This window comes from Bdellovibrio sp. HCB-110, from assembly GCF_047323225.1.
Lineage (GTDB): Bacteria > Bdellovibrionota > Bdellovibrionia > Bdellovibrionales > Bdellovibrionaceae > Bdellovibrio.
Genome location: NZ_CP178750.1, coordinates 3270062 through 3291575 on the forward strand (window position 1 = coordinate 3270062; position 21514 = coordinate 3291575).

Below are 21514 nucleotides of genomic sequence, written 5' to 3' on the forward strand. Positions count from 1 at the left end.
GATGTCGCAGTTGATCTCCCTTCCCATTGATGACTTTACTCCGGCCATTGAGGAACAACTCAAGAGCGGAAGCAATTTAGTCATCACAGCATCCCCGGGAGCTGGTAAAACAACTCGTCTCCCCCCTGCACTTTTAAAGGTCGTAAAGAAAAAAGTGATCGTACTGGAGCCTCGTCGAATGGCGGCTATCGCAGCCGCACATCGTATTGCCGAGGAACAAGGCTGGCAGGTCGGGCGCGAAGTCGGCTACCAAGTCCGCTTTGCTAATAAAACTTCCTCGGAAACACGTCTGATTTTTATGACCGAGGCCCTTCTAGCAAGACAGATGATTCAAGATCCTGAACTGTCTGACGTAGATCTTGTGATTCTGGATGAGTTCCACGAAAGATCCATGCATGTGGATTTGGCTTTGGGACTTTTGCGGGAACTGCAAGAACTTGGGCGCGACATTAAAATTCTTGTGATGTCGGCAACCTTAGAAGCAGAAAAAATCTCGGCCTACTTGGGACATTGTCCCGTCGTCACAGTCCCCGGAAAATTATTTGAGTTGGATGTCCGCTATCAAAAAGGCTCGCAGCTTTTACAAACTCTGCCCTTTTTCTATGACAGTCTTTTGCAAACAACCAAAGAGGCCCAGGCTCAAACGGACAAAGATATTCTGATCTTTCTTCCCGGCGTCGGTGAAATTGATCGCGCGCAAAACACCCTGCAAAGCTGGGCTGAAAGTAAAAATATTGATTTGATCCCTTTGCATGGTTCTTTGAATCTTGAAGATCAGCGACGAGCTCTGCAAAAGTCTGCTCGACAAAGAATTATTCTTTCCACAAATATCGCAGAGTCCTCCGTCACTTTAGATGGCGTGAATACGGTGATTGATTCAGGTCTAGCGAAAAACATGAAACAAGATCATCGCACGGGATTTTCTCGTCTGGAACTAGGGCGCATCAGTCTTTCAAGTGCCATTCAAAGAGCGGGTCGTGCCGCCCGCCAATTCCCCGGCGTCTGCTATCGTCTGTGGAACAAAATGGATGAATTGTCGTTTAATAAAAGTGAACTGGCAGAGATTCAAAGAATTGATCTGACGGAAAGTTTACTTTTCTTAAGTGCTCAAGGTGTTACGGATTTTGAAGCCTTCAGTTGGTTTGAAAAACCTCCGACGGTGGCCTTGCAAAACGCCACACGCTTTTTAAAGATTGCCGGTGCCATAGATGAAAAGAATAAAATCACCGAATTAGGAAAAAAGATTCTTCACTTCCCTCTCCCCGTCCGTCTGGCCAAACTGATGCTGGTTGGAATGGAGATGGGAGCTACGGAACTCGCCTCTGAAATGGCCGCTCTACTGCAAGAGCGTGATATTCTCAAAAGAGAAGCCGTAAATTCCTTTATTGGCGATAATTTTGAAAATGATCTCGCGGTTCGTATCGAAGTGTTGCAACAATTTCGTCGGGACAAACGAGCTCCGAAAGAAGCTTCTTTTTATTCTTTGCAAACCGTCGATCAATCGGCGCGCCAAATCGCCGACCTGGCAAAGCGTTTAAGCAACTCGCAAGAATCGGTCAAGAGTAAAGAAGACTCGTTACTGCTGACCAAAAAAATTCTCTTAAAAGCCTATGCCGACAGACTATGCCGTCGTCGAGGGAAATCCGAACGCGCTTTGATGGTGGGGGGGCGCGGAGTTAAACTTCAAACGGAAAGCCTGGTGAAGTCCTCCGAGTTTTTCGTCGCCTTAAATGGAGTTGAAGGCAGCTCTGATGCGGAAACAGTGGTGAGCCTGGCTTGCGGTTTTGACAAAGATTTTATTCTGCAAAACTTTAAAGAAAATATCGAGAAGTCCAAAGATGTCACTTTCGTGGAAGAAAAAGGACAGTTTTTCACTCGGGAATATCGTTCTTTGCATGATCTTCCTTTAGATGAACCAGCCCTCACTCCGGCTTCGGCGTCGGACATTGCCGAAAAACTTCCACAGATTTTGACTGACAAGTTTGATCTAGTTTTAAAAGCTAATGAAAAATTAGCTCACTGGTGGACTCGCTTTGCGTTCTTAGAAAGACAAGAGGCGCAAAACCTTGATAGTGAAGCTCTGAAACTGGAGGCCTTTAGCCAAGCATGCCTCGGTGAAAATAAAATGCAAACGGTGATGGAAAAAGATCTCGTCTTTTTCTTTGAGAGCGTGTTCCCTCAGGACGTTGTTAAGACTTTAAGAAAGGAAATTCCCGAGCGCATCGAAGTCCCCAGTGGCAGTAAGATCCTCGTGATTTATCCGTCGGATAAAAGTCCTTATCTGGAAGTTCGTATTCAGGAAATTTTTGGAATGATGGAAACACCGAAAGTTTACTTTGGAAAAATCCCCGTGACCTTACATCTCTTGGGACCGAACTTCCGCCCGGTGCAAGTGACGTCAAGTTTGGAAAGCTTTTGGAAGAATGGATATCCGGAGGTTCGCAAAGAACTTCGTATTAAATATCCGAAGCATCAATGGCCTGAAGATCCCGCTGATGGAATCCCCGAGGCCAAAGGTCGTCGTCGTCAGTGAACTTTGACTTCGAGATTTTCACAAGGACATGCGCCTTGCTGTTCTTCTCGTCCCTCTAAGAAAGACAAGAACGCGGCACTACGAAAAGCCAGATCGTACAAAGTATCCATGTCGATCACGAACTTTTCGTCGCCGAGTTTTAATGCAACCCAATCTGTTGTGACTTCTTCGAAAGCAATTTGTTCTGCTTCGATGAATTTTGAAGTTTTCATTAGCCCCTCATTGAATAGTAACCGATGACAAGACCTGGTTCGAAAGCAAAAGGAACTGCTTCCAAATTCGGCTCATCTGTCAAACGGCCTTCTTCCTTACCTGCAACTTCTTCTTTGCTCATAAAGCTTGGAAGAGGAAGACGCGGAGCTTGTTTTGCCTGCAAGTAAACTTGATTTTCGTAAGCTTCAGGTTTCAAAGAAATTTTGTCGCCCACACGGATCACTTGAGACCCGATGTTCACCTTCTTGCCATTCACAAGTACTTTGCCGTGAGAGATCAATTGTTTTGCCGCCGGAATGCTGGGTGCAAATCCCATACGGAAAACCACATTATCAAGGCGTTTTTCAAGAAGGTTTACCAAAGCCTCAACCCAGTTCGTAGCTTTGGATTTTTTCGCCTTATTGATCATGCGACGGAATTGTTCTTCATGAAGACCGTAGTGGAAACGAAGTTTTTGTTTTTCTTCTAATTGCAAAGCAAATTCAGAATACTTACGGCGTTGTAAACCGTGCTGACCCGGAGGATAAGGGCGTCTTTCCAGCGCACCCGCCTTCCCCATTCCGGGAAGTTCCGTTAGAAGTCTTCTTTGTCTTTTAAAACGAGCCGTTTTGCCTTTTCTATTCATAGATCTCTTATCCTTCAAATGTCGTTAGACGATTTAAAAGCCTCTGCGTGGAAAGAACAGGATTTCCTGAAATTTCTGGTGAAATGAAAATCGGAAGAAAACCGAATGAAAGGAAATTGAGATTGAAAACAAGTTGAAAGTGCTAGTGAGCTTTGTTAGAACCCGCTCCAACAAAAGGATTAACGATGAAAACACTTATTGCCTTAGCCTCTGTCTTGTTCGGTTTCAAAGCCATGGCCGCGTCTGAAGTTCTTCTTAACTGCAAAAACCTCGATCAAACTGATATCACATCTGCGATCGTGCAAACTTACGAAGACCCTGCAAAAAGATTCTCATTGGAACTTATTTTGATCGCTCCCAACGGAGAAGTAAACTCTTTGGAAATTGACTCTGAAGATTACAATGAAGGTTGGATCTCTCTTCCAACTGACGACACAGCAGAACGCTACTTAACTCGCCAAGCAGATGGCTGGGAAATTTTCGGAACTATCGGCCAAGCAAGCTATTCCGCAAAAGCTGAGTGCGAAGAAAAACCGTTATACTAAAAAATACTAGGACGCAGTAACAGCAGTTTTATCAAGGCGGGAGGAGGAAGGCGTACTACTCGTACGTCGACGACGACCAACGCAGAGAAAACTGCTGTTGCTGCGTCCGGGTCCTACCACGCGGGTAAGCGACGACGGCGACTTCTCTTACGAACTGGAGTAGCCGTTACTGTGCTCTCCTGAAGTGTGTTCGTAGTTGGAGTCGTCTGGATTGTTTCTGTCTGCTTCATAGCCGAACTCCTTTCTGCTAGATTAAGAACTCCCTCATTCTCTCAGAAATGCACGGCAGCAAGCGATGCTTTTAATATTAGTATTGGGTCATGAAAACGGGTTGAGAATTAGAAAGCTCTTTTAAACAGAGACTTCGCCACCCACAACGGCCCGATGAGCAAAAACTGTAAGTCTTTGAAAAATGAAGGTTTTTTTCCTTCAATCTTGTGCCCAACGAATTGTCCGATCCAGGCTAAAACGAAAATAACGATGAGTGGAATAAGAGGCTCAGCCACTTGTCTCAGCGCGTAAAGAAGGACATAACAGATCGCTATTTGGACCAACATCAGGACGAAAGCCTTGGGTCCCAAAGTAAAATACCACCCTAAAGCAACTGCGATAACCAGTTCCCCAATACGAATCGGGCCTAAGCTATAAGGAATCAAGATCAAAAGACTGACGACGGTGAAGAAGATCAAAGGCACACAGATCTTATGAATTATCTGATTGGTACGGTTTTGATGACTGTCACTGTATTCGGTAAACCACTGATCCAATGTTTTCATAAAAACCTCTCTTTGAGATTCAACGTTACTTCTGCTGAGCGAGCGGTCCCACCATCGTAGCTCCCGCAGGAACATCCTTAGTTACAACGGCATTAGCTCCGATCATCGCACCATCACCGATGGTCACAGGTCCCAAAACTTTCGCACCCGTGCCGATCAATACCTTGTTTCCCACGGTAGGATGGCGTTTCACAGGATCAAACTTTAATCCGCCCAACGTGACACCGTGAAAAATAATACAGTCATTCCCGATAACCGCAGTTTCACCAATCACAACACCCATGCCATGATCAATCACCAAACGTTTGCCCACTTGCGCTCCAGGATGAATTTCAATACCTGTGAGCAAGCGTGATATTTCAGCGACCAAGCGCGCGAGGAAATAAAGATGAGCCTTATAAAGCGCATGGGCAATACGATGACAGAACAAAGACTTCGGCCCCGGATACAAAAGAGCGATTTCGATTAAAGATTTCGCTGCGGGATCGTAGTTTTTATAAGTGCGCAAAAGTTCCAGAACACGATCAATCATTGAGTTTCTCTTTTAGGTCTTCAAGCAGGAAGTACCGGTCAAATAGTTCATTATAGCGAGACCACTTTTCACCCGAACCACGCTCGGCTTCAATCACAGATTTCAGAGTGCTCACTTTGCTGTCAAAGTCATCGACCATAGCTACAACCATGGCCTCCAGGAATTTCGGTCTTTTCGGAGACCCATATTCCAACTTTCCATGATGGCTTAAGATAATATGCTTACAGATGTCACGCAGTTCTTCGTTAAATCCCAAAATGCGAGACGCCTTTTTATCTATGAGTTCACAAGCAATCTGCATGTGCCCAATCAGACGACCGCGATCCGTGTAGGAAATGCCGTTATCGTAAGAAAGCTCCCACAGCTTTCCGATGTCGTGAAAAATACCGCCAAAAATCAGCAAGTCACGATTCAAGAATGGATAATGAGTTCCCATGAAATCCATGATTTTACAAATCGAGAGAATGTGCTCCAGCAGTCCCCCCAACCACGCATGGTGAATGGATTTTGCAGCGGGTGCTTTTAAAAGCATCGGGCGAATTTCCGGATCTTCCAACGTATCGAGCACAAGTTGACGAAGATGATCGTTCTTCATCGTGCGCACCATCTGTAAAAGCTCAACAAGCATGTCTTCAACATTCTTTGAAGCTTTAGGAATAAAGTCCTCAAAGTTCACTGTCGCTGAATCCACACGTTCCAAACGATGGACGATCAACTGTTTGCGATTCTGAAAAAGCTGAACCTGCCCTTTGACACGCAAAACGTCGCCCACTTCAAATTCACGGGACAATTCATCCACGCGATCCCACAGACGGCCATCAATAGAACCCGTAGAATCCCCTAATTGCAGCCCCATAAAAGGGCGGCCATTTTTACCGACAGCGACGGTTTTTTCTTTAACGAGGTAAAGAGAATCGACAGCGTCTTTGTCTTTAAGACTTTGGATACTTTGTCTTTCCATTATTGCACCTCGCAAAACAGTGGTGAATACTGAGCATTCTTAAATGTCACTTGGGCCAAGCGCACATCATTGTCTTTTTGCGCGGCAAACAAGAAAGTTCCGCCCAGAACGCTGAGATAACGTTCTTGGGTGGTGTTCACTTTAAGCCCCTCGCCCTTCATTTCTTTAAAGAATCTCTCTGTGATATCAAAAAACTGATTACAACCGGCACCAAACACTTGATGACCGATTTTTCTTTTGCGGGTGCCGCTGACAAAAATGACTTTTTTAGCGGTCGCGGTTTCAAATGCAGGAAATTCAAATCCCACATAGAAAGAACCTTTCTGAGTCGTGATAAAGCGAGAAAGATCTATCGTACCGCCACCCTTTGGCAAAACGATTTTCACCGCCTCACCTTCGACAATGCCTGAGTTCTTTTGCACTAAAAACACATTTACTTCGGAAAAAATTAAATTTTTGGTCGCACTGACCTGGGCTTCTTCAGGAGACTTCAACTCCATCAGCTCCCACGCTTTTGTCGGAACCTTGATATCGTCCGCCAGATCTTCAAATTTTACTTCTTGATATTCTTCCACGTGATAGCCGGGATTCACCGTGCAGGCACTCAACGCCAAAAGCAGCAGGCATAAAGGCTTTTTCATCACTCGTACTCCAGTTGATCCCTCAACTCTAATAACGGAAGAAAGTTAGGCTCTGATTGCAAACCCGCACGAACGTAGTCGTAAGCGGAGGTTCGATCGTTATTGCGCATCACCACCCACGCCAAACCATAAAGAGCAGTCGCACTTTTCTGATCTTGATTATAAATCTGAGTATAAGCAGTTTGAGCACAACTGACGTCTTGTGTATTAATACAAATATCACCCAACAAAAGATTCTTTACTGACAAAGTTTGTAGCTCTGGCATTTTTAAAAGGGTCGTTGCTTCAGGCAAGCGGCCAATTTTAGCAAGATAACTTGCTTGAGTGGCCAAGACATAAGGATCTTTCGGCGCTTCCGCCAAACCCTCTTGCAAAAGTTTCGCTGCATCCGAGTCGCGATTTACTTCCATCAAACAAACGGCACGCAAAGCTTTAAGTTCTGGGTGAGGCGTTTGTTTCTGATAAACTTCCGCACAATATTTTTCCAAGTAATCCCATTGGGTAAAACGCCACTCTACATGCAAAGGATGGGTGTAGTTGCGCGCCTGTCCCGGCATCTGATTGAGGAATTGCACGACGGATTGATTTACTCCGTCCACATCTCCCAACAAACTTTGTGCATAGACAACAAACAACAGAAGTTCCTGGCGCAAGTAACCTGTCTTTTGCACGTTGGCTTTAATATCACGGATCAAGGCGAGCAAAGCGTTGGAATCGGAATTCGCTTTCGCATATTCCACCGTTGAAAGAGCACGACCAAAAAGAGCCAAAACAGATTGAGGATTTTTACGGTAGATGCCATCGAAATCCCGCATCGCCTCAGAATAGTTTCCTTTTTTCTGCTGAATGATGGCCAAGTTCAGTAAAGCAGAGACGTTGAAAGGTTCGTGGCCAATGGCTTTTTGCAGAGTATCTTCGGCCTGTTTTAAATCACCATCCATCATATAAGAAACGGCAATTCCAAGATAAGCATCAACAATCTCAGCACGACTGCGACCTTCTTGCACCAAAGCTCTCTCTAAAATTCTGCGTCCTAAAAGACTTTGACGGTCTTCAGAAATCAAGACCGAAGCCATTTGCACTTGCGATTCCGCATCAGGCTCTTTGAGTTTGCTGGCCTTCATATAAGCCTGCAAAGATTTTTCGTAAAGACCGAGTGTCTTATAGCGAATCGCCTGCCCCATGAGCTCTTCATAGCCCATGCTTTTCTTTTTGTCTTTTTGTGAAAGACCAAAGATCACAATTCCCGCCACAGCCACTGCTGCCACGATCATGCTCCAACGAATGACATTGGATTTTTGACGAATCTTTCCCTGCAAACGAGAGTCGCCGCTGGCGCCATAACTTTTCGCCGCCGCCGGAGCTGCAACAGAACGTGTATTCACAGGCTCCACCGTCGGAGTTACATCTTTCATCGTCTCACGTTGAACGGGAGGCGGTGTCAGATCTAAATTCGGCGGAACCGGAGTCGGCGTCAAATCATCTGTCATATGGATGACATCAGTGCGTGTGATGGCCGTGTGTTGGGCAATTGACTGAGTCATGGTTTGTTCGGAGTGAGAGTCCTGTTCTTCGCGAATGTTACGCACGATATCCATGAAAAGTTTATTTTCACGAATATAGCTCCAACGTCCTTCAGGCTGGCGGACTTCATCAATAATGGAAATTTGTTTCGATCTAAGGTGCTCTGTAACTTCACCCAACGTAAAAGGTCCGAGAATCCTGGTGGAGGATTTAACTAGCCAGTTTTTCTCGGTGCTGTTCACGTCGCCTGCCATAGATTAAAAAGGTGCTTTGGTTAAGAGAAGTTTAAGATCGTCGTTCGTCAGGAAAAGTCCCGCACCCAGATATCCGGATCTTGCACCCGCTTTATCGAAGGCATCATTAATACCACCCGTAATGTAGATACCACGATACAATGTGTACGAAAGAGAGCTGCGGAAATTTGTTTTACTAAAGTCGAAGGCTTCCATAGAAAGTTTCAACTTACGACGGAAGAAGTAATAGTCGATTCCAAAACCGCCCGAGTTCTCGATCAAACCCCCTTTAAGAGTCAGATCCCAGAAATTCTTCGCGAATAAAACAGTGAACTTAATTTTATTCTGATACGTTTTAACTTCCGTGTAATCCGAAGGAGCTCCGCCGCCCGTGCCAGTCACTTGCGTGCGAGTCGTCTCAACCACACCAGCCGGGTCATCCACCACCGCGATATAATAGTAACGATCTAGACCCGGTTGGATTTGCACACCGATATAAGATTTCGTTGCGCCCACATCACCCAAATATTCGGCTCTGAAATCAAACGCCGTTTGGATTTTGTTGGCTGTGTCCATCAAACCACTTAAACCATCAATCGCAGAAGAAACACTTTCAGCCGTTTGTTCGTCACTGACGAGCTTACCGATGGCCCCTTCACCCTTGTTGATTTTTGACGTGATCTCATCCAGGTTTTTCATAGAGTTCGACAAACGTTTCCAAGTTTCTTTTAAACCCGTTTCGCTTTTGTCATTCATGACCTCTTTCAAAGAGGCCGTGATCTCATGAACGTCATCCACGATATCGCCGACTTTATCTTTGTTCTCTGTCGTCATTTGCGCCAGATCACCGGTCAACGTTTCGATATTTTTTACGATGCGACCCAAGACGTGTTTGCGAGTGCCGTCTTCAGATGTCGCTTCCTGAAGATTTTTCGCCACTTCTTTTAACGACGAAGTCACTTCAGAAACTTGCGCCATCAAGTTATCCAAAGAACCCCCATCTCTAATAGTCAGAATCTGAGCATTATCTTCAAGAGGAGGATCTGTTGGAGAACCCGGATAAACTTCGACGTGCTTGTCACCCAAGATCCCTTGCGCCTTCACTTCAATGGAAGCAGAAGTCGTCAAAGGCACATCGGATTTCACCGTGATATCAATACGAGCTTTGCCGTCTTGAAGAGTGATATTTTTAATCACACCGACGGGAATACCTGCCGAACGAACCGCGGAATTTTTAACGAGACCGCCGGCGTTGGGAAGAAGAAACCAGGCTTTTTTTGAGCGTCCAAGGTATGAAGGATCATCGCTCACCTGCATAGACATGACGGCGATCAAAGATCCCACCACGATCACTAACATTCCTACTTTAAACTCTGCAGCGCGAAGCCAATTCATTGATGTTTCATCCCTTTATTCACGAACCTCTTCACCAACTCGATATCGGTTTTGAAGAAATCCTCTGGAGTACCAAACAGTAAAACTCGGCCACTATCCAACATCGCAATGTAGTCGGCAATCCTAAATGCGGCGGATAAGTCATGGGACACCATGATAGAGGTCGTCCCCTCTCTTAATTTATGCGTACTCAGAATCAAATTATCCACCATTTCCGTCAGAATGGGATCTAAACCCGTGGTCGGCTCATCATAGATCAAGATTTCTGGATCTAGGGCGAGAGCTCGGGCTAGACCGGTTCTTTTCTGCATTCCTCCGCTGATCTGACTTGGAAGTTTGCCAAAATGTTTGGCCTCCAAACCGACTTGCACAAGTTTTTCTTCGGCTATACGAAGGACCTGCGCTTCTTTCAAATCACGACGATGTTCAAATAAAGGAAAGCAGACATTTTCCAACACGGTCATATCATCAAATAACGCCGCCGATTGGAAAAGAACCCCAAAGTTACAACGGAATTTTGTCAGTTGATCTTCTGAAAGAGTGCTGATGTCTGTGCCGAGAACTTCAATGCTCCCCGAAGTGGGTTTAAAAAGTCCCAAGAGATGTTTGAGCATCACGCTTTTTCCCGTTCCGGAAAAGCCGATGATTGCTGTCAAACTGCCCTTAGGAATTTCCAAGTTGATCCCTTTCAGGACAAACTCTTTCCCGCCATCAAAGGATTTTTTTACATCACGAAGTGAAACTGCAGATTCACTCATTACGAAATTCCCATCACGTTATAGTAGAAACGAATCAAGTTAGTCACAAAGTAATCAAGAATAATGATGCCGACCATACTTTGCACAACGCCTTGGTTGGTAGCATCACCCACACCTTTTGCTCCGCCGGTGGTATTAAATCCGCGGTACGTGCAAATCACAGCAAAGTAAATTCCAAACACCATGCCTTTAAAAAGACCTTCGTTGATGTGCTTCACTTCAATAAAGTCAGCGATCTTTTGCCAGAACACGGCCTCATCCAATTGCACAAGTTTCACGCACAAGAAGTAACTTCCCAGCATAGCCACGAAATCGAACACCGCTACAAGCAACGGCATGCAAATCACCGCCGCGACAATACGCGGAGAGATCAAATATTGTTTCGTGTTCACGCCCATCACATCCAGGGCGTCAATTTGTTCATTCACACGCATCGTTCCTAAGCGCGCAGCCATCGCTCCACCAGCACGAGCGGCCACGATCAAACCTGTCAACACAGGTCCTAATTCACGCGTGATACCTAAGGCCACTGTCGGGCCCACCATATTCACGGCATTAAAAAGTTTAAAACCTAAATACAATTGAAACGAAAGAGCCAGTCCCGTGAATATACCCGTAAGGCAAATGATACCGATAGACTGATTTCCGATAAACTCCATATGACGAATGATTTCCGGAAATCGCGAAGGTTTTGCAAAAATCAAACGCACGCTTTCGTTGAAGAAAAGCATGATGCGACCGGTTTCGGTGATCAATCCACGGGTCATTTTCAGAGCGAAAGCTCCTAAACCCGAAATAAAACTAAATACGTTGTGCGACATAGTTTCCACTACTGATCTCCGACCTGTTCACTGATAAACCCGGCATCAAGCCCCGTATAAATACGCGGCACGCGTTCACCAACACTCGTGAGCATTTCCCATGTGATACTTTTTGCGTGTTGGGCAAGCTCTTCTGGAGACAGAAAATTTCCATCCGATCCATAACCAAACAAAGTCACTTCTTGATCTTTGAAGTCTTTCAGATCTTTTCCTTGCACAATCGCCGTCACATCGAGCATCAGATAATCCATACAAATATTGCCCACCACCGGAACTCGTTGGCCCGCAAACACCACCGTGGATTGATTGGAAAGAATGCGGTGATAACCATCGGCGTAACCGATCGGCACCACGGCAATCACAGAATCCTGCTTGGCTGTCCAAGTTCCACTGTAGGACACGGTTTCTCCGGCTTTCAGATGTCTATAAGTTCCCACTTGGGATTTTAAACTCATCACCGGTTTTAGTTCGCAAATATTTTTATCCGCGAGAGGATTGTAACCGTAAATCATGAGACCGGGACGGATTCCCCATTGTTGCAATACCAAAGGATGGCCTGCGGGAACCCCGTCTCTTTGCAATGCGAGCAAACTCAAAATTCCCGCACTATTTAAAGAATGGCAGAAAATATTGAACGGTTTAAAAATCTGGCTCACCCGATCGAGTTTTCTTAGTTGCTCGGCACTGTGGCCTTTATCTGAAACGGCGTCTTCCCCGTTAAACAAATGTGTAACCAAAGCTTTTAAGCGGATTTTTTTATTCTGCCAAAGACGATCAAAAAGTTTTTGTGCTTCTTCAGGTCGGAAACCGAGACGATTCATTCCCGTATCAAACTTAAGATGAATCCCTACAGGAGAAGAAGCTGCTTCTTCGAGATGTTCAATTTGCTCCCACGTGCTTACCACCGGAGTCATATTGTACTGAAGAATTTTTTCCGCGCCTTCACGATCAAAACCACGGAAAACAAGAATTTCCGCTTTCACGCCAAAGTTACGAAGCAAAAGACCTTCTTCAATCAGACACACACCCAGATGTTCGATCCCCAAAGTTTCTAAAAAGCGGGCCAACTGCACGTCACCATGCCCATAGGCATTGGCTTTGACCATGGGACAAAGGAAGGTTTGCGGAAAAGCTTTCTGCAACACACGAATGTTGTGAGCCAAGTGATCTAAATTAATTTCCGCAAAAGTGCGACGGTACATTTCCATCTAAAATCTATTTTCCAATCTCTATTCTCTGTTTTCTATCTCAAACTCGGGACGATGAGTTTCTGGCGCTTTGTACAAACAAATTTTATTCCCGCCCTTATCCGTGATGTGGAGCAGAGCTTTCGTCGCCGTTTCATCCAAAGTTTTCGCCGAATCGCAAAGCGATGGGTACTCACTGATTCCCAAACTGATAGAAACCTTCATGCCATTATCCATGAACGAAGTGCCTTCAATAATTCGACGCAAACGTTCCGCACGCAAAGCTGCCCCTTTTTTCGGGCAGTGAGGCAAAATCATCGCCATTTCGTTCGCGGCCGTTCGGCAAGTCACATCATTCGTTCGGCTGGTCTTAGTGATGATCGTTGCAACCGACTTTAGCAACTCATCTCTCACCGCTTCACCTAAAGATGACTCAATCTCATAAATATCGTCCAAGGCCACTTTCACAACCGAGATCGGCTGCTTTAATCGGCGCGCCCGGGACACTTCATCGCTCAAAACTTTTTGATAGTAATTGCGATTAAATAGTTCGGTGACAAAATCTTGGACCTCCAAGGAGTCCACTTTTTTCTCTAAGGCAAAGTTCACGTAACACAAAGACAACAACGTGAACTCTTCGTTCATCGTTGCGATCTCTCCCGGTGTGAGGCTACCGGAATAAACAAAGAGACCTTCCAAAGCATTGTGTGCATAAAGCGGCAAAGCTTTGGGCGGATTAAAGTGAAAGGCCTCAATCAACATTTCAGAAAAACGAACAGGCAAAAGACCCATCGCCATTTGCGCGCTGAGATCTTTCATATCGTTGGCTTCCAACTGCACACCCACCCCTTGAATATCAGAGGCCGGAATTCCTTGGGCATGAGTCGCCACAAATGAACGAACCGATGGCAGGAACTTAAAGAATACGCACAAAGTTCCTGATTGCAGGTGATTCAGATATTTTTGAATCAAATCTTCTTTGCTTTGAGCCGTGCGATAATCTGTGATTCGCATCGCAATAGAAGGAGCTACGACCTTTTCCGACTCCGCTTTTTGCATGCTCGTCACCGCCGCGGAGTGGATTTCCTCGGCTTTGGCATTGGCAGAATTCAAATCATCAAAAAGCTGTTCATTCTGATAGGTCAGATACAGTTTTTCACAAGCGCGATCCACAGACCACACGATACGGGATTCTAGGGCTGCGGTTTCGTCTGAAATCACATCGACAAAACCATGAGAATTGTATTGAGCCAGAATATCAAATTGCGAGATTGAAGAAATCGCGATGAAACGAATCTCATCGTTGATCTCTTGCACCAGGCTTACAAAATCACTGAGTGATCCCGCCAACGCCGCAGTTGAAAAAACCAAAATGTGCGGAGGATTGTCGCGCAGTCTTTGTTCAAATGTTTGCGCGTCTTGAAAGTAATAAGCATCATATCCGGCCTGCGAAAGATAAACCTTCGCAGAAGCCCCCAGATCCACATCTGTGGTGAAAACATAAACTGTAAACTGAGAACTATAATCGCGAATGTTCAATTAAATCCTCTTTCCAGGGCGACGAATCTCAACATGATAGGAATCAAGTTTTGAAGTTTTTTGTTTTGCAGGTGCTTTCGGAGGCGCAATAAAATTCACAGGTGTTAATTCATCATCCATTGCGGCAAGCTCCGCACTTGTCGGAGCACCCAAGTCTTCCGCTTTTTCAGCCACCGGAGCTGCCGTCACTTCTTCAACAACGGGAGCCGCAGGAGCCGGTTTTGGTTTTACTTCCTCACCCAGGAAACCGTCGATAAATGTAATTTCGTCATCACCGAATAAACTTGTCGAAGAGGAAGACGAAGTCGGCTTCGCCGCAGCCGGAGCTGGCGGAGGAGGAATGACAGGTTTCACTGGCTCCGCAGGAACTTCCGCCACAGGAGCCGCCGCAACAACCGTCGGCATTTCGGATTCTTTCGGCGCCGCTTCAACGGCTTCTTGCACAGGCGCTACTTCAGGAAGTTCCAAAAGGCTGTCAATATTCACATCTAGAGGTGATCCCGGAGGCGTCGTTGCTTGAACTTCCGCAAATTGAACTTCAGCTTCTTCACGGTGCACAGATTCTTCTTTCAGCTGAGGCAATTCTGGAGAGATCATCACTACTTCTTCCTTTACTTCCGGCGCTTTCAAAACGGCTTGAGTTTGCAATTTTCTAAAGAGCACGATCACTTTCGTTCCCTGACCGCGTTGAGACTCCACTCGAACTTCGGCATTGTGCTCTTTCAAAATACCGAAAGCGACGGAAAGACCCAAGCCCATGTGGTTGTGGAAAGAGCGAGTCGTGAAAAAGGGATCAAAGATTTTTTCCACGTTGTGAGCTTCAATGCCCTCCCCCGTGTCTTCGATCACCATGTGAATACCTTCAGCATCTTCAAACAAATCTACTTTCACTTCTTTCTTCGCCATTCTTTCCATGGCTTCGACAGAGTTTTGCAGAATGTTTGTTATCGCGCGAATCACCGCATCGACATGCAAATCAATGGCTGAAGTGTCTTGGATGTTTTTAACAAGCTTCACACCTTTTTGTGCAAACGTCGTTTCCAAACCTTTGAGAGCTTTAACCAAAGGTCCTTCAAGCTTCATGGAGTTCTTTTCTTTGACCTCTTCGCCCGCGTAACCCAAAAGTTTATCCAACACTCCACGAGCCGCACGCGTTTCACGCAAAATAGATTCCGTGCTTTGCACGATTTCAGAGCCTGGCTCTTTAGCCAAAATCATTTGTGAATAACCCAAGATCGAAGCCAAAGGTCCGCGCATTTCGTGAGCCAAAGCCGACGCCACTCGCATGGATGCTTCGACTTTTTCTTTCTGCGCAATCTCAGGATCAAGTGCGATGACTTTTTCAGGAACCGCGGGAGCTGCCGGTTTTGCCTTGATCTCTGCCAATTGATTTTCAAGACGATCAATTTGCTTTTCTGTCGGCATGACGATCCAAAGAACGCCCGCAACACCGACAAGCGCCAGACCACACCCCATCAACAGGAACTGCCACCAAAGGCCGGCGCGGCCTTTCATGGTTTCTTTCAATGGAGCTGAACTAATCACCAACAAATTACTTTGCGGAACCATCTCGTACATTCCGTAAAGATCGCCACTCTTCAATTTGTAAGTGTTGCTGCCATGAGAAGAACCACTTTGTTGCGCGTCTTTGAAAACAGGATCATCGCGCATCACCGTTCCCAAATACTCGGGCACCGAGTGTCCCACTGTAAGACCCGTTGAAGTCACGATAGAGAAAGCGCTTAAAGCTCCTCTTTGCGCATCAATCAGAGATTGAAAAATTTCGCCAGAACCAAAAAGCGCGTAGGCTTTGCCGCCCTCTAAGAACAACAACCCGACATAACGGCCGTGCTGTGAATCTTGAAAAGGTTTTACGTAAAAACGCAAATCAGAGGTACGTCCCGCGATAGAACCTAGAGCTGATTTCACAAACTCTTTTGTCCAGTTCGCGGCTTTTGAATTTTCTTTCGTTAACAAAACTTGCGGCTCAAGATTTCCACCGCTGACAGAGAAAGACGCCGCTGCATAATAGGGCGCCAAAGAATTCCAATTTAATTTTCCTTTTTGAAAGTTTTCTGCATTGAAAGTTGAAACAACTCTTTGCAAGGATTTTAATTCCGTTGCTAATGAGTGATTCATGGCTCCCAGTTGCGTGCGAGTTTGCGACTCCACCCAACTCATTCGGTCCCCGTACACAAAGCTGTCGGTACGCCATAAAACTGCGCCAATAAATAATGCTGCAACAGCAACCAAAACGGCGATGAGTTTTACTTTCATTTCGATCCTTCCTCGGCGGATGTCGGCAGTGCCAAAGCGCCGTGGCGCGTAGGCTGAAGCAGTTCCTCTTGATCTGCTCCGACTGGCCCGAACATCATTGATATTATTGTAGTTTTAGAAAGTGATAAGATGCAAGTAAGAGTCCTTTGCAAAAGCGATTAAAAGGAGTAGAAGATCGTCACTATGAGTACTCATCGCTCCGATGTTTTGATTATTGGTTCCGGCACTGCCGGTCTCGCTCTTGCCCTGAAGCTTTCCTCTCACGGGAAAGTCATTGTTCTTGCGAAGGAAACCGCAGGCGGAACAAACTCTGCCATGGCTCAAGGGGGAATCTCTGCGGTCATGTCGGAAGAGGATAGTTTTGAGTCTCACATTCAAGACACCCTGGTCGCCGGGGCTGGACTTTGCAAAGAAACAGTTGTCCGAGACTACGTCGAGCAAGCCCCTGATCGCATTCATGATTTAATAAACTGGGGCGTCCATTTTGACGTACGAAAAAGAGGCTCTGAAGAGACCAATGAGATTGATTTGACGCGCGAAGGCGGACACAGTTTCCGCCGCATTCTTCACTTCGAAGACCAAACTGGTTTGGAAATTCATCGCACTCTTTTGGCCCGTGTTCGTGAAAATCCTAACATCACTTTGATGGAACGTTTTTACGCTATTGATCTGATCGTGAACAAAGAGGTCGACCCGGAAGACATGAATCCGGTGAATTGCATCGGCTGTTATGCTCTCAATAAAAATGATAACGAGGTGCATACATTTTTAGCAAAGAACACGATTCTGGCAACCGGTGGTGCGGGCAAAGTTTATCTTTACACCTCCAACTGGAGCGGCGCTACGGGTGATGGCATTGCCATGGCCTACCGAGTGGGTGCACGCATTGCGAATCTTGAGTTCATGCAGTTTCATCCGACGTGCCTCTTCCATCGCGAGTCTCGCAACTTTTTGATTTCCGAAGCTTTGCGTGGCGAAGGCGGTGAACTTATCGACAGCAAAGGCAATGCTTTTATGTCGAAGTATCACAAGCTCGGATCTTTAGCTCCCCGTGATGTTGTGGCTCGCTCCATCGACAACGAAATGAAAAAAACCGGAGCGGAGTGTGTTTACTTAGACATGACCAAACTGGATCGTGAGTTTTTGAAATCTCGCTTCCCGACTATTTTCAACAAGTGCATGGAGTATGGCATCGACATGAGTGTGCAGCCTATTCCGGTTGTTCCGGCCGCTCACTATCTTTGCGGCGGAGTTCTTACTGACATCAGTGGACGCACGGACATTCCGGGCCTTTGGGCAATTGGTGAAACGGCTTGCACAGGATTGCACGGCGCAAATCGTTTGGCCTCCAACTCTTTGCTTGAGTGTTTAACGACGGCTCACAATTGCTCTGAAGAAATTAAAACTCATTGGAATTCTTATGAGTTCTTTAAGAAAGAACCAAAACCCTGGACCCACCCGCAAGAGTCCAATGATGACGAGATGATCGTTATCAATCACATGTGGGACGAGATCCGCCGCTTGATGTGGAACTACATGGGGATTCTTCGCTCTAACAAACGTCTGGAAAGAGCGCAGCACCGCCTTAAAAATATTCTGGCAGAGACGAAAGAGTATTATTCAAACATGAAAATTCACTCTGACATTTTGGAGCTGCGTAATATTGCTATTGTGGCCGATCTATCCGTGGAGTGCGCTTTGCGCCGCCATGAATCCCGAGGCATTCACTACAACATCGACTATCCAGAAAAGAGTCCAAACCCGCACGATACAATCGTGGTCCGGGGCCTGATTTGACTTGCGCCGCGAGGTCTCTCGCGGCAAGCTGAATGGGTATGTACAAAAGATCTGAAGGCTTCTTTAAAGGTTATCAGGACGTTAATTTGTTCTTTCAAGTTTGGGAAAATCCCGAAGCTCAAGGAACGATCATCATCACTCACGGTCACGGCGAACATTCCGAATCTTACAGCCGCTTGGTCAAAGCATTTGAAAACGACAAATGGAATTTTTATGCCTGGGACTTGCGCGGCCACGGACGTTCGGAAGGACGTCGTGGTTTCGTCGCCGAATTCGATGACTACTGCCGCGATTATAAAATCTTTTTAGACATGGTGATGCAGAATGAAAAAGTTCGTAAAGGACCCGTCATTCTTTTCTGTCACTCCATGGGCGGTTTGGTGCAATTAAAAACTTTGTTGCGCCATTCTGATATTAACTACACAGCCTTGATCGTCAGCTCGCCACTTTTGGGTCTTTCTGTTCCTGTGCCTCTTTATAAATCCAAGGCAGCAACGATCTTTAATAAAATCCTTCCGCAAATCACCATGGGCAATGAGCTTAAAAACGAAATGCTCACTCGCGATCCGGATGTGATTCGTGAATTTGAACAAGATGCTCTTCGCCACACGCGCGTGTCACCGGGCGCTTTCTTAGGTTTCTTGGATTCTTTTGAGTTTGTTCGTCCTCGCGCGAATGAAATCAAAAAGCCCGCATTATTTATTATTGCGGAAAATGACGAAGTGGTGAGCTCTCCGGAAGCCAAAGCCTTCTATGAGAAAGTCGGCAGTGCTAAAAAAGAACTCTATGTCTATCCGGGCGCCAAGCATGAGTTGATCAACGACATCATCCGCAACACTGTATTTGCTGATATCAAAAAGTTTTTAGATGGTTTTTTGGAGTCTAAATAATGAAATACTTCCTGGGTCTCTTCTTGTTTCTTACAGCTTGTGCTTCTTATGAAGTCACTCCCGCCGGTCGCACGATGCGCACGACGGGCGACTACATGTCCGTAATTGAAAAGCACTCTGACAATGTCCGCCGCTATTCTGGTTTTTACAACACCTTGGATATGGAAGCGACGCTGATCAATTCTGACGTAGCGATGGCGCAATTGGATCAAAGTGCGATGCTTTATCAATGGGATGAAAAACGATTCGCAGAGGAAAAAGCCAAGTATGAAACTCGCCTTAGTAAAGAAACGGAAGTGTTCTTGAGTTTTTATACGCCCGAAAGAAAGAACGACGATTTATTTAAAGCCAACACAATGTGGAAGATTTTCTTGGACGTGGACGGCAAACGCTACGAAGGCAAGGCGACGAAAATCAAATTGCAGCTCGCGGAAATCGAAGGCCTTTATCCTTACCACAACCGCTTCTACACGCCTTATTCCGTGACATTCCCGGTGCCAATGCGTTCCCTGGAAGGTAAGCTTTTAAAAATGACGGTGACCGGGGCTGTGGGCTCTGGAGCCCTGGAATTTAAACCTTAGTTTTCTAAACGGCGAAGAGCTTCTTCTTTGCTCATGTATTTTGAAAAGACGCGAAGGAAACTTCCGTCTTTTTTCATTTCAGCCAAAGCCTTTTCAAACATCTCTTTTTCAGAGGGACTTACCCGACGCTTGGAAAGGTAAACTCCAACCTGAACTTTCTTGCTATGATCGACGACCGTCTCCACCTGATCCTTCATCTTGTGTTTTTGCGTATGATAGGTATTCACAAACGCTGAAAAGAGCACGGCTTGAACACGGCCCTCTCTGAGCAAGCGAAACGCATCATCAGGTCCCGGCACTCCCACCAAACGCGAAGCTTTAAGAAGACTTTTTTCTTCGGCTTCGGTAATCACAGAACGATTGGCAATCATGTAGGCAAATTTGATTTTATCGTCAGCCAAATAGTCTTCGATCTTTTTACCTTTGACGAAGGACTTTTTAGAGACCGTCAATTCACGATGACTGTTGTAGAAAGGAAGAAAATCTCCGCCGCCTTCATACTCGGAAGACTTCACCATCAATGCCAACATGTCGAGGCGCCCATGGTTCATTTGATCAACGGCCGTTGGACGAGCCATATCGGATTCGATAAATTGGCAGCCCATTTTTTCCTTAAAAACTTCGACAATATCGTGAGCTAAACCTTTTAGGCGCCCCCCTTCTCTATACGCGAGAGGTTCAAAGTTATTCAGACCCACGAGGAATCTTCGCTCACAAGCATTCTTGGAGGTCATATCTTGGTATTGGGCAGGCACTTGCTGCGCCAAAAAGCCAAGAACTAAAAGTAAGAGGGCTGAGCGAAAGAGTGTGATCATTTAACTTCCTGCACTCTTTCTCGGAACTTTGCTAAGGGCAATAAAGCACCCTTACGCGAAAGTAAGACTCACATTTTATGAGTGGCCGTCTAAGACCTCTTAAATCGCCGAGCGACCTCAATCTCAAAAAGAGGCTTTGCAAATTTAGCGATTTTTAGGCCCACACCCGTAAGTCCAGAGGGCTCTAAAACCTCGATATCGTGAATGATCGCATCGCGAATCATCTGGGCATACTTCGCTGGCGAAATAGTGTCGTTGGGAATCTGAAAGTTTTTAGAATAAAGAGTCTCAATTTCAGAAAACATGCGGGTGTTAATTGCGGGAGTCACCAAAAGAAGTGTTGAAACCCCGGTGTCTTTTAATTCCATACGAATGCAATCCGTAAAGGCCGCAACGGCCGCTTTGGAGGCGGCGTAAGTCGAAGCGCAAGGGAAATGCATGAAAGCCGAAACGCTGGAGTTATTGATAATCTTGCCACGTTTTCTTTGCAGCATTCCTGGAAGAACACCGTGAGTAAGATGAATAAGTGCATTCACGTTCACTTGGAGCATTTTATAAATGTCATTAACAGGTTGTTCTTCGATCAAACCGCCCGTCAACATTCCGGCGTTATTAAAAAGGATGTCGATTTGGACGTCTTTCAAGTTTTTTACCAAAGCTTCCACACCCTCGCGAGTTGCCAGGTCGGCTTCCCACACCGTCACCGATTTGGCTCCGGCACTTTCCAATTCCTTCACGATATCGCCATCGGTTTTTCTTATGACGACATGCAAATGAGCTTTGTCTTCAGCGCACATTTTCGCAAAGGCTTTACCAATTCCGCGACTGGCTCCGGTAACTAAGACGTGACGATTTACAATCTCCATGATCC

General features: G+C 45.9%; 20 protein-coding genes. 5 read left to right on the forward strand and 15 right to left on the reverse strand.

Annotated elements, in window-relative coordinates; genetic code table 11:
- Position 1 precedes the first annotated feature (1 nt).
- A complete protein-coding gene (gene hrpB, locus ACL934_RS15585; RefSeq protein ID WP_413612546.1) occupies positions 2-2533 on the forward strand; it encodes an ATP-dependent helicase HrpB in 2532 nt (843 codons plus the stop codon).
- On the opposite strand, the gene ACL934_RS15590 is transcribed toward hrpB, so the two are convergent.
- Positions 2527-2745, reverse strand: coding sequence for a hypothetical protein (locus ACL934_RS15590; protein ID WP_374074984.1), 219 nt, complete (start codon positions 2743-2745; stop codon positions 2527-2529). The genes hrpB and ACL934_RS15590 overlap by 7 nt on opposite strands.
- Positions 2745-3371: a 30S ribosomal protein S4 gene (gene rpsD, locus ACL934_RS15595; protein WP_374074986.1), complete on the reverse strand. Its 627-nt coding sequence runs from the start codon at positions 3369-3371 to the stop codon at positions 2745-2747. The genes ACL934_RS15590 and rpsD overlap by 1 nt, the downstream gene beginning before the upstream one ends.
- A 185-nt stretch (positions 3372-3556) precedes the next feature.
- On the opposite strand from rpsD, the gene ACL934_RS15600 reads away from it, so the two are divergent.
- A complete protein-coding gene (locus ACL934_RS15600) occupies positions 3557-3916 on the forward strand; it encodes a hypothetical protein (protein ID WP_413612547.1) in 360 nt (119 codons plus the stop codon).
- A 338-nt stretch (positions 3917-4254) separates the two neighbouring features.
- Here ACL934_RS15600 and ACL934_RS15605 read toward each other — a convergent pair whose 3' ends face one another.
- From ACL934_RS15605 to ACL934_RS15655, 11 genes are read right to left on the reverse strand one after another with little or no spacing between them, the layout of a single operon-like run.
- On the reverse strand, positions 4255-4692 hold the full coding sequence (locus ACL934_RS15605) for a DUF962 domain-containing protein (RefSeq protein ID WP_374074990.1): 438 nt from the start codon (positions 4690-4692) through the stop codon (positions 4255-4257).
- Between the two features lie 25 nt (positions 4693-4717).
- Positions 4718-5224 carry a serine O-acetyltransferase EpsC gene (gene epsC, locus ACL934_RS15610; RefSeq protein WP_374074992.1) on the reverse strand — a complete coding sequence of 169 codons (507 nt, stop codon included), beginning with the start codon at positions 5222-5224 and terminating at the stop codon, positions 4718-4720.
- Positions 5217-6185, reverse strand: coding sequence for a 3'-5' exoribonuclease YhaM family protein (locus ACL934_RS15615; protein WP_413612548.1), 969 nt, complete (start codon positions 6183-6185; stop codon positions 5217-5219). The genes epsC and ACL934_RS15615 overlap by 8 nt, the downstream gene beginning before the upstream one ends.
- Positions 6185-6826 carry a hypothetical protein gene (locus ACL934_RS15620; RefSeq protein ID WP_413612549.1) on the reverse strand — a complete coding sequence of 214 codons (642 nt, stop codon included), beginning with the start codon at positions 6824-6826 and terminating at the stop codon, positions 6185-6187. The genes ACL934_RS15615 and ACL934_RS15620 overlap by 1 nt, the downstream gene beginning before the upstream one ends.
- Entirely contained in the window at positions 6826-8592 is a 1767-nt protein-coding gene (locus ACL934_RS15625; RefSeq protein WP_374074997.1) for a tetratricopeptide repeat protein, read from the reverse strand. The genes ACL934_RS15620 and ACL934_RS15625 overlap by 1 nt, the downstream gene beginning before the upstream one ends.
- 15 nt (positions 8593-8607) lie before the next feature.
- A complete protein-coding gene (locus tag ACL934_RS15630; RefSeq protein ID WP_413612550.1) occupies positions 8608-9978 on the reverse strand; it encodes an MlaD family protein in 1371 nt (456 codons plus the stop codon).
- Positions 9975-10736: an ABC transporter ATP-binding protein gene (locus tag ACL934_RS15635; RefSeq protein WP_374075001.1), complete on the reverse strand. Its 762-nt coding sequence runs from the start codon at positions 10734-10736 to the stop codon at positions 9975-9977. The genes ACL934_RS15630 and ACL934_RS15635 overlap by 4 nt, the downstream gene beginning before the upstream one ends.
- A complete protein-coding gene (locus ACL934_RS15640) occupies positions 10736-11557 on the reverse strand; it encodes an MlaE family ABC transporter permease (RefSeq protein WP_374075003.1) in 822 nt (273 codons plus the stop codon). The genes ACL934_RS15635 and ACL934_RS15640 overlap by 1 nt, the downstream gene beginning before the upstream one ends.
- Positions 11558-11565: 8 nt before the next feature.
- Positions 11566-12765, reverse strand: a complete 1200-nt coding sequence (gene alr, locus ACL934_RS15645; RefSeq protein ID WP_374075004.1) for an alanine racemase — start codon at positions 12763-12765, stop codon at positions 11566-11568.
- Between the two features lie 21 nt (positions 12766-12786).
- Positions 12787-14283, reverse strand: a complete 1497-nt coding sequence (locus ACL934_RS15650; protein WP_374075006.1) for a GGDEF domain-containing protein — start codon at positions 14281-14283, stop codon at positions 12787-12789.
- A complete protein-coding gene (locus tag ACL934_RS15655) occupies positions 14284-16560 on the reverse strand; it encodes a sensor histidine kinase (RefSeq protein WP_374075008.1) in 2277 nt (758 codons plus the stop codon).
- Positions 16561-16743: 183 nt separating this feature from the next.
- Here ACL934_RS15655 and nadB point away from each other — a divergent pair, with 183 nt between their 5' ends.
- From nadB to ACL934_RS15670, 3 genes are read left to right on the forward strand one after another with little or no spacing between them, the layout of a single operon-like run.
- On the forward strand, positions 16744-18357 hold the full coding sequence (nadB, locus tag ACL934_RS15660) for an L-aspartate oxidase (protein WP_413612551.1): 1614 nt from the start codon (positions 16744-16746) through the stop codon (positions 18355-18357).
- Positions 18358-18395: 38 nt separating this feature from the next.
- Positions 18396-19247 (forward strand): alpha/beta hydrolase, encoded by an 852-nt coding sequence (locus ACL934_RS15665; protein WP_374075010.1) that lies wholly within the window; start codon positions 18396-18398, stop codon positions 19245-19247.
- Complete coding sequence (locus ACL934_RS15670; protein WP_374075012.1) at positions 19247-19828, forward strand: hypothetical protein; 582 nt, start codon at positions 19247-19249, stop codon at positions 19826-19828. The genes ACL934_RS15665 and ACL934_RS15670 overlap by 1 nt, the downstream gene beginning before the upstream one ends.
- On the opposite strand, the gene ACL934_RS15675 is transcribed toward ACL934_RS15670, so the two are convergent.
- Positions 19825-20643 (reverse strand): substrate-binding periplasmic protein, encoded by an 819-nt coding sequence (locus ACL934_RS15675; RefSeq protein WP_374075015.1) that lies wholly within the window; start codon positions 20641-20643, stop codon positions 19825-19827. The two genes, ACL934_RS15670 and ACL934_RS15675, sit on opposite strands and share 4 nt — an antisense overlap.
- A gap of 89 nt (positions 20644-20732) precedes the next feature.
- Positions 20733-21509 carry an SDR family NAD(P)-dependent oxidoreductase gene (locus ACL934_RS15680; RefSeq protein ID WP_374075017.1) on the reverse strand — a complete coding sequence of 259 codons (777 nt, stop codon included), beginning with the start codon at positions 21507-21509 and terminating at the stop codon, positions 20733-20735.
- Positions 21510-21514 lie beyond the last annotated feature (5 nt).

Excerpts from the sequence above, each read along its gene's own strand:
- hrpB (WP_413612546.1), top strand. The coding sequence starts at position 2 with ATGTCGCAGTTGATCTCCCTTCCCATTGATGACTTTACTCCGGCCATT.
- ACL934_RS15590 (WP_374074984.1), bottom strand. The coding sequence starts at position 2,745 with ATGAAAACTTCAAAATTCATCGAAGCAGAACAAATTGCTTTCGAAGAA.
- rpsD (WP_374074986.1), bottom strand. The coding sequence starts at position 3,371 with ATGAATAGAAAAGGCAAAACGGCTCGTTTTAAAAGACAAAGAAGACTT.
- ACL934_RS15600 (WP_413612547.1), top strand. The coding sequence starts at position 3,557 with ATGAAAACACTTATTGCCTTAGCCTCTGTCTTGTTCGGTTTCAAAGCC.
- ACL934_RS15605 (WP_374074990.1), bottom strand. The coding sequence starts at position 4,692 with ATGAAAACATTGGATCAGTGGTTTACCGAATACAGTGACAGTCATCAA.
- epsC (WP_374074992.1), bottom strand. The coding sequence starts at position 5,224 with ATGATTGATCGTGTTCTGGAACTTTTGCGCACTTATAAAAACTACGAT.
- ACL934_RS15615 (WP_413612548.1), bottom strand. The coding sequence starts at position 6,185 with ATGGAAAGACAAAGTATCCAAAGTCTTAAAGACAAAGACGCTGTCGAT.
- ACL934_RS15620 (WP_413612549.1), bottom strand. The coding sequence starts at position 6,826 with ATGAAAAAGCCTTTATGCCTGCTGCTTTTGGCGTTGAGTGCCTGCACG.
- ACL934_RS15630 (WP_413612550.1), bottom strand. The coding sequence starts at position 9,978 with ATGAATTGGCTTCGCGCTGCAGAGTTTAAAGTAGGAATGTTAGTGATC.
- ACL934_RS15635 (WP_374075001.1), bottom strand. The coding sequence starts at position 10,736 with ATGAGTGAATCTGCAGTTTCACTTCGTGATGTAAAAAAATCCTTTGAT.
- ACL934_RS15640 (WP_374075003.1), bottom strand. The coding sequence starts at position 11,557 with ATGTCGCACAACGTATTTAGTTTTATTTCGGGTTTAGGAGCTTTCGCT.
- alr (WP_374075004.1), bottom strand. The coding sequence starts at position 12,765 with ATGGAAATGTACCGTCGCACTTTTGCGGAAATTAATTTAGATCACTTG.
- ACL934_RS15655 (WP_374075008.1), bottom strand. The coding sequence starts at position 16,560 with ATGAAAGTAAAACTCATCGCCGTTTTGGTTGCTGTTGCAGCATTATTT.
- nadB (WP_413612551.1), top strand. The coding sequence starts at position 16,744 with ATGAGTACTCATCGCTCCGATGTTTTGATTATTGGTTCCGGCACTGCC.
- ACL934_RS15665 (WP_374075010.1), top strand. The coding sequence starts at position 18,396 with ATGTACAAAAGATCTGAAGGCTTCTTTAAAGGTTATCAGGACGTTAAT.
- ACL934_RS15670 (WP_374075012.1), top strand. The coding sequence starts at position 19,247 with ATGAAATACTTCCTGGGTCTCTTCTTGTTTCTTACAGCTTGTGCTTCT.
- ACL934_RS15675 (WP_374075015.1), bottom strand. The coding sequence starts at position 20,643 with ATGATCACACTCTTTCGCTCAGCCCTCTTACTTTTAGTTCTTGGCTTT.
- ACL934_RS15680 (WP_374075017.1), bottom strand. The coding sequence starts at position 21,509 with ATGGAGATTGTAAATCGTCACGTCTTAGTTACCGGAGCCAGTCGCGGA.